This is a genomic window from Bacteroidales bacterium (assembly GCA_031275285.1).
GTDB lineage: Bacteria > Bacteroidota > Bacteroidia > Bacteroidales > UBA4181 > JAIRLS01.
Genome location: JAISOY010000209.1, coordinates 1 through 12,552, shown reverse-complemented (window position 1 = coordinate 12,552; position 12,552 = coordinate 1). Strand labels below are relative to the sequence as shown.

General features: G+C 39.8%; 6 protein-coding genes. All 6 read right to left on the bottom strand.

The window, feature by feature from the left end; genetic code table 11:
- Positions 1-53: 53 nt before the first annotated feature.
- The 6 genes from LBQ60_20645 to LBQ60_20620 all read right to left on the bottom strand — a co-directional run bounded on the left by LBQ60_20645 (position 54) and on the right by LBQ60_20620 (position 12,522).
- A complete protein-coding gene (locus LBQ60_20645) occupies positions 54-1,289 on the bottom strand; it encodes a hypothetical protein (GenBank protein ID MDR2040332.1) in 1,236 nt (411 codons plus the stop codon).
- Positions 1,290-1,309: 20 nt separating this feature from the next.
- Complete coding sequence (locus LBQ60_20640) at positions 1,310-2,182, bottom strand: DUF1735 domain-containing protein (GenBank protein ID MDR2040331.1); 873 nt, start codon at positions 2,180-2,182, stop codon at positions 1,310-1,312.
- 75 nt (positions 2,183-2,257) lie between these two features.
- Positions 2,258-4,294 (bottom strand): RagB/SusD family nutrient uptake outer membrane protein, encoded by a 2,037-nt coding sequence (locus tag LBQ60_20635; GenBank protein ID MDR2040330.1) that lies wholly within the window; start codon positions 4,292-4,294, stop codon positions 2,258-2,260.
- 17 nt (positions 4,295-4,311) lie between these two features.
- Positions 4,312-7,398, bottom strand: a complete 3,087-nt coding sequence (locus LBQ60_20630; protein MDR2040329.1) for a TonB-dependent receptor — start codon at positions 7,396-7,398, stop codon at positions 4,312-4,314.
- Positions 7,399-7,415: 17 nt separating this feature from the next.
- Entirely contained in the window at positions 7,416-8,783 is a 1,368-nt protein-coding gene (locus tag LBQ60_20625; protein ID MDR2040328.1) for an IPT/TIG domain-containing protein, read from the bottom strand.
- Between the two features lie 328 nt (positions 8,784-9,111).
- Positions 9,112-12,522: a TonB-dependent receptor gene (locus tag LBQ60_20620; GenBank protein ID MDR2040327.1), complete on the bottom strand. Its 3,411-nt coding sequence runs from the start codon at positions 12,520-12,522 to the stop codon at positions 9,112-9,114.
- Positions 12,523-12,552 lie beyond the last annotated feature (30 nt).

Sequence of the window (12,552 nt, the reverse complement as noted above, 5' to 3'; positions counted from 1 at the left end):
TAAGAAAAACATAGGGACAAGTATAAGTTGCCCCTATAATAAATATTATAAAATTAATTTCCTTCTAACTCTTTTACTTGATTCAGGGTTAGTGCTCCATTCCAGACGCTGATCTGAGCAATGTCAAATTCATTGTCATCTGTCTTGGTCCAGGGGCCTCCACACAGGATGACGCCGTTAAGGTCTATTCTGAAACGGGTATCAGAAGTGGTACTGCTACCGATCTGTTCTCCATTTAAGAAAAATTTGAAATCCCCGGGCTTAACAGATAAATACAACCGGTTCCAGACTCCGGGCAACACTTTTCCCGATCCATGATAACCGGTGGCTCCAACGCCAATGGTAGCCGGATTGGAACTTCTGACAAATATTTCCGCATCGCCGGTATTAGTCAGGTTAGTTTGGTAAAATGAATAAAATTTTCCTACTTCAGGAAATTTGAATTCAAAGAACAAAGTATATTCCGAAATATAATCTTCCCCTTGCTTTGGACCTAAGGCAAGATCTGCCAGGAAATGGCAATTCAAAGGTATACGGACTGCTTTATTTTCTGCTGTCGGACCTTCCACTTGTGTAAATGCAGCATTAGGATATGAAGCAGTATTAAAAACCATTTCCAGATTTTTGCCTAATGTCGCTTTACCCAGGTTAAAAGCATCTTCAAAATCCCAGGTTGCAATCTTATAGGTATTCAGGGTTTCTTGTTTGACCGGAATACTTGTTCTTTCCTGAACACCGACTTCTGTCGATTTTATCACAATCTGTCCCGAACGTTCGCCAGGGGCAAGCGCTTTTGCAACAAAAGTATTTGTCTGACCCACTTTTTCTGTAATCCATTCAGGAAGTTCAATCGCATAAGAAATATTGGATGAAATATTTAACGTAAATTCCAGATTACCATCCGTAATTAATACATCAGTTTCTTCCGCAACAATGTAGGGCAATCCCCTCTGACTGACATTTATTGTAAAATTCTCAAAACCAGCTGCCTGAACTGTTATTTGAGTGTTCCGGTCATTTGTCCCATCATTTTCTGTAACTATGATTTTAAGATTGTCGATTTTGTCATCTACAACCTCAACAGTACACCAGGGATCGGCAGGTATTGCCGTAAATTCCTGATTGGTTTTTACAGTCACATATTTAAGATCGTATGCAGACACAAAACTCTGGTCCAACTCTTTTGCCTCTATCCCGAAATAGGGAGTCTGGTCTTCATTACTATCATTATCCTTACAGGCATATAACAAACCTGTGAAAAGACAAACAATAAATATTTTATATCTCATTTTCATCATATTTTAATTTATTATTCAGTTTGTGGTGCATCGATATTGGTAATGATTTCGCTGATAGGAATCCCATTATATTCATAATTCAATTCATAACGTTGTCTCACAAAATCATACGTACTTTCTCCAAGATCTGTTACCAGTGCATTTGCCCAGGGAGAAATGGTGACACTTCCATCTTCGGCAATGGTCAATAACATGAAATTCGTATCCAGCAATTGGATATCATCATCCAGATTATGGATAGGCATTCTCACCGTATTCACCGACATTGCTTTCAAAGCAGGCTGAACACTACTTATCCTTGATGTGGTTTCTTCGGATGAAGAACCTGCGAAGCTTCCCGAATATTCATTGATCATTTTTATTTCATATACAATCGACTTTACATCGGGATTGATGTCATAATCCGCACTGTTTGAAACGAGTGAAATAGGAAGAGCATAGTCATAATCGGGATCCAGTCCGGTGAAATCAAAAGGAATATTCAATGTACCATATTGGCGTCCTGCTTTAATGGTGGTATATAATTCTCCCTCCATCTGGTAATTGGCTTTCGGAAGCATTAACTTACTAATATAAGAAGGATCCGCCAGTTCGCTGATCGTATTTAAAGAATCCAATGCATCCCGGTGTACTTTCAACCGTACCTTCAAATCGCTACCAATGGGTTCTGAAGAAGCACAATAAACAGAGATAACAATTTCATCATTTTCTTTCTCGAAATAATGTTCTCCGGTATAAAGTAAACTGTTGCTATTTACAATATATATGGTTTTCTTATATTGTTCTCCAAAATCAGTATCGTCGGAACAGGACATGACAGTCAAAAAGCATAAGAAGACAATCATGGTTGATCCTGTAAAAATCTTTTCGAGTATTGTTTTCATATAATATATGGATTTTAGTTTTATTATGTAGCATCTGTTCAACAAGATCCCACATAATAAAACAGATTATCTTGATTAATATCCTATCATCTGGTCGAGATTCCTGTTTTTATCTATCTCATGCTTGGGTATTGGCCAGAAAGTTTGACGGGTAGTAAACACTTTATACAGATAATTCCTTTCTTTGGCCTTGATGATCGTGAAAAACTTATCTGTTTCCGAGGCTTTGGCACTGACATCCAATCCCATAACCGGTTCGTTCTCATAAACGATGGCTTTTTTATTGCGACGGGTATCAAAGTAACGCCTGCCTTCCCACATCATTTCCAATAAACGTTCCCGCTCTATCAGTTCCCGCATTTTTACCGGATCTGCTACATCAGCATCTGTAATACCGGGTAGTCCGACACGATAACGGATCAGATTAAAACAACGTTTCATTTCGGCCTGATCACGGGATACTGTAATATCACCTATTGTATAGGATCCGTCCAGTTCATTCATAGCTTCCACATAATTTAAATATACTTCAGCCATCCTGTAAAGGACTCCGTATTTTGCTTTCCTTGTCCCATTAGTGATCCATGAGTCCCCATAGTGGTTGAACTTACGACATAGGTAACCAGTCATGGGATATTCTTCACCTTGTGTGGCATTTCTTTGGGCTGCAGCCTCTTTTCCACTTACGCTGTTCGCAAAATATTTGGCTACTTTTCCATCAGACTGTATCTTATCTGGAGGTGTGGAAACCGATGGATAAAATGAATTATGGAAAGCAACGGTAGCATAAAAACGTATTTCCCGGTTGGCATACCAGTTGCGCGTTCCGGCCAGTAAGGTGAACCCGTTTTTCATCCTTTCACCTGACCAGGTCGAATCCCTCGAAGTATATCCTTCATTTTCATAAGGATACATAGGACTGGCATTATTAATATCTCTTCCATCCGCCATATAATAAGCATCTACGATCCGCTGGGGAAAATAAAAACCACTCCATCCTTCAATCATACCTGGATCCATGTAACGTCCGTATTCAGTTACATCAGATCCTTGTTTTGTAAATAAAAGCTCAATATTGGCCGAAGCTTGCACACATTCCCCATCAAACATATCTTTATAAGAATGAAAATGATCTATACCACCGGTACCATTGGGAAAATCAGCTTTTTCCACAGCAGGAACGGGAACATCCGGCGTATTGTCCATTACCGGGACGGTATATAGATCATTAGGCTTAAGTGTCACCAACTCTTTAGCTGTGGCCGCTGCTTTTGCCCATTTTTCCATACTTTTTTCTGGATTCAGGTAGGGAGTGCCGGTAGCATTCTTCCAATTGGCAAACTCACCATTTTGCCCATTAAATAACGGGCTGGCAGTATATAATGTAAGACGTGATAAAACAGCTCTGGCAGCATTTTTTGTTGCTTTACCTACCTCCGTATTATCAATTCTTGTTTCGGGAAGTAAATTTATAGCTGTCCGCAATAAATTTTCCACATATTCACTGCATTCATCCCAAGGGCTACGTTCCGGGAGTAACTCGTCTATCGCCGTATCGAAATCCTGAGGTATCTCAGGAACAATAGGTACCGGGCCGTACGTTAACATCAACTCGAAATAGCATAGCGCTTTCACAAAATTGGCTTCACCTTTCCATTCCTGTACTTTTATCGGGGCTGCATCCTGACATTCGTCTACCCGCATAAGGAAAGTATTGGCCCTGCGTATTCCTTCATAAAATTTAGCCCAACGATCAAAATAGTAGTAATTTTCGGGGGTCAGTTCACCATTGGACCATACCGCATAATTATGATAATTTCCACGTTTATATCCGGAAACACACTCATCAGCAATAGGGGTCCATGGCATCGTTACATTGCCTTTGCCCGGATTACCCCGGAATGAACCGTAATCAACCACATAAGAATATATGTTATTCAGGTATTTCTGCACGTACTCCTGCTTGGCAAACACGGTATCCAGGGTAAACAGGTCCGTAATATAAGGATCAATATCCAGGAAGTTGCAGGAAGAATGGAACATTGCTCCTAAGCTTAATGTAACTGCCGTCAGAGGCACCCATATCTTTTTTAAGATTTTCTTTTGTAACATAATCATAATTTTAAGTATCAAAATGACATTTGTAATACCAGCGTATAAGACCTGGTAAGGGGATATACGGCCCCATTACTGCTGGCTTGTTCCGGATCCCATAATTTTACCTTATCCCACACATGTAAATTATCGCCGATCAATGAAATACGAAGATTGCTCATGGCTACTTTTTGTGACCATCTTTTGGGCAAAGTATAACCGACTTCCAACGTTTTTAAGCGTAAGTAACTGGCATTGGCCAGCCAGAATGTAGAATTCCGGTTGTTGTTGACATTATGGCCGTAGGTAAGACGGGGAAAACGTGCATTTGGATTTTCCGTGGACGGATCCCCGGAATAAGATGCGGGAGTCCACCGGTTTTCCTGATCATTGACAATGGTCAATACATTACCTGTTTTTTCTCCGCTGAATGGATAATAACCGTCTCCTCCCATGAAATAATCCGATTTACCTGAACCCCTGAAGAAAATATTGAAATCTATTCCTTTCCACATCAAACTTCCCGCAAAGCCATATTGAATCCGGGGAACAGTAGCATTACCGATCGGTACGATATCATAACTGTCTATAACACCATCACCGTTGACATCCTGATATTTGATATCTCCGGGTAGTACTTTGCCAAATTGTGTCGGACTGTTTCTTACATCTTCTTCATCCTTAAATAATCCTAAAGCAATCAATCCACGCGTTATTTCATTCATCTGTCCCTTTTTCTCAAGATAAGGATAACGAGGGGTTACTTCATCATAATCCAGGATTTTATTACGGGAGAATGTAAAGTTACCGCGCACTTCGACCGTAAAATCCCCAAATCTTTTGGTATAGGATGCAGTTCCGTCCGAACCCCAACTTCTCATTTTACCGACATTTCCCCAAATTGTTGATCCTATGCCGAGTGTGCCTGGCAATGTATTACGGGCCATGAAAATATTATCACGCCTGTCCAGAAATGCGTCTACTGTTATATTAACGGTACTATTCCAAAGCATCAAATCAATTCCCCAATTATGTTTTTTGGCAGTTTCCCAGACCAATCCTGTAGATCCGAGTTTCGAATCGGTTACTCCTCCGTATAAACTGGCCACATCACCGAAATAAGAACCGGTAGCCGACATATTGATTTCCGTCAGATAAGGGAACCGGACATCATCGGAAGTGATCTTATCATTACCCACTAATCCGAAAGAATAACGGAGTTTCAACATATTGATGAAAGGAAAATTATCTCTCATGAATTGATAATTAGATACTACATATCCCAATGCTACAGATGGGAAAAATCCGAATCGTTGTCCTTTGGGGAAATTCTCGGATCCGTTATAGCCAAAGTTACCTTCAACAAAGTATATATCATTGTAAGAATAGGTAAACCTACCGGCAATCCCCTGATTCCTTCTGGGAATAGAATAAAGTTCATCATTGATATTGGTTTGCTGGTAATCTTTTTGTTGGTACAGGAATAAAGCGCCTAAACGATGTTTTTCTTTGATGATTTTATCATAATTGATCCTTCCTTCCATATAAATTGTACGTGTCCCGTATGATGAAGTACCATAACTCATAGGAGAAGCAACCACCGTTTTGGTAGTAAGAAGTTCTCCGGTCTGCCAGTTACGGTCGACAGCCATATATAAATCGGGCATTTTATAACGTGTCTGGATATGATTATTAAAATTGTCGAATGAAATACTTCCCGAAACCTTTAATCCATCTATCAACATGCCTAATTCCTGCTCAATGGTCAATAGTGTTTCTATAGAATTGTCCCGGTCGGTCCTGTAACCTGTTTCATTCAAAAGTATGGTTGGGGATGTCTCATTTCCTTCACCATATGAAGGAAATTGTCCGTTGGAATACATTATAGGAACAGTCATCGGCGTAATTTTAGCGACCGAATTCCATATCTGAGCAGTTTCTCCCTTCCCGGGACGGTTCTGATCAATGAGTTTTGCAGAAAGCAGCAAACTAACTCTAGTACTTGGGGTTACATTCACATCAATATTACTCCTGAATGAATATTGGTTGCGCCGGACATTGGAATGGTATTGCTTCATCCCATCCTGTTTGTATATCGCATCATTGGTCCGGTAGAATCCACTCATATAATACCTGGCCAGTTTTCCACCTCCGGAAATGTTTACATTCCCCTGCACTGCCCATGTTCTATCTCTTAAAATTTCATCCTGCCAGCTTACATCCGGGTATAAATCAGGATCCATTTTGTATTTTAGGATGTCAAACACTTCATCTGAATATAATGGAAGATCACCTCTGACTACTCTTGCTTCATTAGCCAATAAGGTATAATCGTGGGCACGAAGATATTTAGGTAATCTTGGAAGGGTTTCGACGCTTGTTTTAACATTGGCGTTAACAGATATTTTTCCTTCCTGTCCCCGTTTGGTATTGATCAGAATAACGCCATTAGCGCCTCGAGCCCCGTAAATAGCGGTAGCTGTAGCATCTTTCAATATGGAAAAGCTTTCGATATCTTCAGGCGCCAGGTCATTTAATGCACTGCTTCCCCGGTCGATACCATCTATCAATATCAATGCAGCGCTACCTCCTCCGAAGGTGCTCATCCCCCTGATCCAGAATTCAGTCACATCCGATCCGGGTTCACCGCTCGTTTGTACTCCGATCAATCCGGCTATTCGTCCAGCAAGGCTGTTTGAAACGGAAGATACCCCGCCTATCTGAAGTTCTGAAGGTTTGATAGTAGATATAGAGGCCAATACACTTACCTTTCGTTGTGTCCCGTAACCGACAATACTTACTTCCTCCAGTTCCTGGGAGGATTCCTCTAAAACTACGTCTATAGTCTGGGTTTCAGCGCTTCCCACGTTTTTTTCCTGTATGGCAAAACCCACATAAGAAAAGACCAGGGTTTCTCCGACATTTACTGTAATGTTATATCTTCCGTTTGCATCTGTCGTGAGGCCTCTTGTCGGTTCACTTCTGGGAAAAACCGTAACATTCACCAATGTCTCATTGTTGGTATCTGTTACTACGCCGCTTACTTTTACTTTTGTCTGGGCAAATGTAAAAGAGCAAAATAAAGAGCATATAACCAATGCTATGATTTTATATATTTTCATAATATGTTATTCTAGAATTACTGGATAGAGATACAACGAACCACAAAATTGTATGTATCGGCAACATAAATGAGCCCGTCATAGGTAGCCGTGATATCATACGGACGGTTAAACAGCGCTTCTTCCGGCTTTCCGTCCCTGTATCCGCTCACTGGGGCTCCTGCTGGCGGGCCGGCAAATACGGTACAATTAAGCAGAGGATCTACTTTCCATACACAATGGAACTTCTGATCACAGATGTAGATATTTCCTTCATGATCCACACCCAAACCGCATAAAGTACCCAATTGCGCATCATGACCGTGTCCTTCTTTTGATGTACCTGAAACAACTCCAGTACCAATGATCCACTCCATATCAGTCCAAGTGATCCATGGCGTAGTCCGGCCTGCAGGAATATGATACGGATCAAACCGCATAACACGCCCTGATGCTTCCAGCGATAAATATATTTTCCGGTCTACAGGATTGAAAACCATATGGGAGTATGTCCCTGTTTCAATACCTGAACCTATTAATTCTACCGTTTTATCTATCTGATGTACACGTACAAAACGTTCACCATTCTGGGTCATCATGTATACATAGGTATCGTCAGCTGCAAGAGCGCATGCGGTATATGAACCAAAAATATATTGATTATCAGCACCTCTTTGATCATAAAATATTTCCGAATCCATATAATTACTTGATTTACTGAGGCTGTAGAATAAAATCGGTCGCTGTCCTGAATTTCGCTCCATGACATAATAGTGGCTGAATTGTTCGTTGAATGTACAGCTCCATGGTACCGTCGTGTTAAGTACGGTTGTCATTTTATTTTCTTTTGTCGATATAAACCGTATCCTCTTGGCGTCCTGATCATCAGCTACTAATACATTCCCGACATCATCCACTGCAAGCTTTGCCGGTCGATAAAATGTAGCATCTAATGCAGGTCCGTCTTGAGGCTCTTTTTCCTGAACATTCCACTGACCCGCAACAGTCGTTACTACCGCTTTAATATAATATTCGAACCAGGTATCTTTTAATATCCCAATTGTTGTATCATTCTTATTATTATAAAGAATCTCAACCCTAATAACGGAAGAATCTCCCGGCTGTTTGGGTACCATGGCATAAAGAGCATTATCCTGCGCCTTGATGATCAATGCTTTTTTATCATTGAAATAAAGGTCAATAATGGATGGATCATTTCCAAAGTTTTCTCCCGTAACTACTACTTTTGTTCCCAGTCCACCCTTTTTCGGACCAATGCCTGTCACTGTTACTCCTTTACTGGAATCAAAAGGCTTATCATAAGGATTTTCATCATTGTTACTTTCTTTACATCCTGTAAATAGGGCAAAAAGAAAAGTAATAAATAAAAATATTGTTTTTTTCATATGAATTAAATTGTTGATTTTATAATTTTCTATTAATTAGATGATTAAAATAATTTCATCATTTTACGGATTCATTCTTCATAGGCTATTTAGATAAGTTAAAGACTAATAAAACAGTGTTCATTTTCTATAGTAACAAACAGAAATTATAAAACCCCAGTCTTGATTTTAATTTTTTTTATAAATAAATGATGAAATCAAAATATTTACTTACTGATCATTAGTAATAAATGTAATTGTTCTATGTATTCTCTGTGTTAAGAAATAATTATGATTAAGCTAAGTTTATTTCTGTTTTATCATATCACTGAATTTTTTAATTATACTCTCAGAACGATAATTGCATGACAATAGAATAAGACCTGGTCAATGGATAAACCGCCCCATTATTGTTCACCTGTTTTAAAGAATTATCCCCACTTATTTGAATAGGAATATCGCTGTTGATCTGCTCCGGATCCCATAGCTTTATCTTATCCCATACATGCAGATTGTCTCCGATAAGGGCGATCCGGAAATATGAGATTTTTATTTTTTCCGTCCAATTTTTAGGAAAAGTATACCCTATCTCTAAACTCTTTAACCTTAAAAAACTAGCATCGGCCAGCCAAAAAGAGGATTCCCTGTTGTTATTGATATTTTCTCCAAAAGTCAGCCTCGGGAAACTGGCATTGGGATTTTCCGTAGACGGATCTCCGGAATAAGAGGCTGGTGTCCATCGGTTTTTTTGTTCGTTCACTATACTTAATACATTTCCTTCTTTTCCTCCGGAAAAAGGATAATAACCGGTCCCCCCCATAAAATAGTCTACCTTTCCGGATCCCCTGAAAAAGATACTTATATCTACTCCTTTCCAGGCAACGCTTCCTGCAAAACCATATTGAAACTTGGGTATGTTGGAATTACCTATCGGGACTATATCATCTTCGTCTATACGGCCGTCTCCGTTAACATCCTGATATTTAATGTCACCTGGTAATACTTTTCCGAATTGTGCAGGACTGTTTTTTATTTCCTCTTCATCTTTAAATAATCCCAGGGATATTAATCCCCTTGTTACTCCGTAACTTGAGCCTTTCACAAATAAATAAGGATAACGTTTAGGAACCTCGTCATAATCGATGATCTTATTGTTGATCATTGTATAGTTACCGCGAAGTTCTACCTGAAAATCTCCGAATCCCTTCATAAAAGAAATGGTTCCGTCGGATCCCCAACTTCTCATTTTTCCTATATTTCCCCACGGTTTTGATGAGATCCCCACTGTTCCCGGTAAGGAAACACGTTGCATAAAAATATCTTTACGAGTCTCACGGAAAAAATCAATATTAATATTAAAGGCATTCCACACGATCAGGTCTATTCCAAAATTTTGCTTAACAGCTTTTTCCCAGACCAGGTTCTTTGATCCAAAAATATCATCCGTTATTCCTCCGGAATAATTTCCTCCCACATCCCCATATATATATCCGGGTGCATCCAAATTTACTATTGATAAATATGGGAACCGGACATTTGATCCGTCAGTTTTCTGTATTTGGTCATTCCCAGCCAGTCCATAAGAGTAACGGAATTTCAGCATATTAACAAATGGCAGCTTTTCCCGGAAAAAATCATAATTGGATACTACATAACCTACAGCTATAGAAGGAAAAATACCAAAACGTTGTCCTTTAGGAAAGTTTTCAGAACCGTTATATCCGAAGTTTCCTTCAATAAAATAAATATCATTATACGAATATGTCAGTCGGCCGGCAATACCCTGGTTTTTTCTCGGGATGGATAGAATTTCGTCTTCGGCATCTGTTCTTTGATAATTTTTTTGCTGATAAAGGAAAAGCGCTCCTATGCGGTGCTTTTTATTGATAATTTTGTCATAATCCAATTTTGCTTCAGCATAGATAGAGGATATACCATATGAGGAACTATCAAACTTTGTAGGACGCGCTTCTACAGTTTTTATAGTGATCAGTTCCCCGGTTCTCCAGTCCCTGTCGATCGCCATAAATAGTTCAGGCATTTTGCTCCGTTGGGTCAAATGATAATTGAACTGATCAAAGGATAAAGATCCGGTAATTCTTAATCCGTCTAATAGAAAACCCATATCCTGTTCTATTTTTAACAACGACTCAAATGAGTTGTTCCTTTCCGTTAAATAGCCTGTTTCGTTCAGCAGTACATAAGGGGATATTTTTTCTCCTTCCCCGTATGCAGGCAATTGTCCGTTGGAATATCGTATAGGAAACATTAATGGAGTAATGTTGGCCTGTGCAGCCCAGATCTGATCCGTAGAAGCAATTCCGGGGCGGTTCATATCCACCAGTTTGGTAGATAACAGCAAACTGATCAAAGTAGATTTACTTACATTTACATCGATATTACTACGAAAAACATACTGGTTACGCTTGACATTCGAATGGTACTTTTTTATCCCGCTTTGTTTGTAGATGGCATCATTGGTGCGGTAAAAGCCACTCATATAATATCTGGCCAGTTTACCCCCTCCGGAAACATTAATGTTTCCCTGGAACCCGAAGGTATTTTTCTTCAAAATTTCATCCTGCCAGCTTATATCCGGATAAAGATCAGGATCCATGTTATATTTGAAGATGTCGAATATTTCTGATGAATATACCGGGGACAATCCTCTTACTTCATGGGCTTCATTTACCAGTAAAGCATAATCATGTGCCCGTAAATACTCTGGTAGCCGGGGTAACGATTCTACCATGGTTTTTATATTGGCGTTGATCGATAATTTGCCTTCCTGTCCTCTCTTGGTATTGATCAATATAACCCCATTGGCTCCCCGGACCCCATAAATAGCTGTAGCTGTAGCATCTTTCAGGACAGAAAAGCTTTCAATGTCTTCAGGAGCAATGTCATTCAGCCCGGAAGCGCCCCTGTCTATCCCATCGATTAGAATTAAGGCATTGCTATTGGCACCGAAGGTGCTGATCCCGCGTATCCAGAACTCCGTCACATCTTTCCCCGGTTCCCCGCTTCGTTGTATTCCGATCAATCCGGCAATTCTTCCGGAAAGGGTATTTGACATAGACGAAACTCCTCCTGTCCTTAATTCAATGGGTTTAATACTGGCAACCGCACCCACCACACTTATTTTCCGTTGAACACCGTAGCCCACAATACTGACTTCTTCCAGTTTTTGAAGTGATTCTTTCAGTACTATATTTACTTCTTGATCACCTGATCCATCGATAGTAATTTCTTTGGTTTCAAAGCCTATGGATGAAAAGGCCAGAATTGTTTCTTTTTTAGGAAGAGAGACGGAAAACCGACCGGATATACCCGTTATTACCCCGGATTGCGTTCCTTTTATGACCACATTCACACCGGGAAGCAAGTCTCCGTTTTCGTCGGACACTGTTCCGGAAATGAATATATCTTGTTGTTGAACCGGCAATGTCTTTTCTTCCGGTATTCTTTTGGATAAAATGATGTGTTCGTTTACAAAAGAATAGGTAATATCCGGACCCAGGATCTGATCTAAGACATCAGAGGTCTGTGTGTCAATAGCTTTAATGGTGACCGCTTTGTTAATATCGATGTTATTCTTGTTATAAAAAAATAAATACACGGTCTGACGTTCTATTTCGTTCAGAACATCTATCAGCTTCACTTGCTTAACATCGATGGTAACTTTGGCATTTTGCGCAACAACAGGACTTTCACCCCACCAAAGAAGAAAGATGATCAACAAAATTGGCGAAACTTTCATAGCAGTGTCGTGACAAGTATATACACCATT

Coding starts and splice junctions, on each gene's coding strand:
- LBQ60_20635 (MDR2040330.1), bottom strand. CDS start 4,294: ATGTTACAAAAGAAAATCTTAAAAAAGATATGGGTGCCTCTGACGGCA.
- LBQ60_20620 (MDR2040327.1), bottom strand. CDS start 12,522: ATGAAAGTTTCGCCAATTTTGTTGATCATCTTTCTTCTTTGGTGGGGT.
- LBQ60_20630 (MDR2040329.1), bottom strand. CDS start 7,398: ATGAAAATATATAAAATCATAGCATTGGTTATATGCTCTTTATTTTGC.
- LBQ60_20645 (MDR2040332.1), bottom strand. CDS start 1,289: ATGAGATATAAAATATTTATTGTTTGTCTTTTCACAGGTTTGTTATAT.
- LBQ60_20640 (MDR2040331.1), bottom strand. CDS start 2,182: ATGAAAACAATACTCGAAAAGATTTTTACAGGATCAACCATGATTGTC.
- LBQ60_20625 (MDR2040328.1), bottom strand. CDS start 8,783: ATGAAAAAAACAATATTTTTATTTATTACTTTTCTTTTTGCCCTATTT.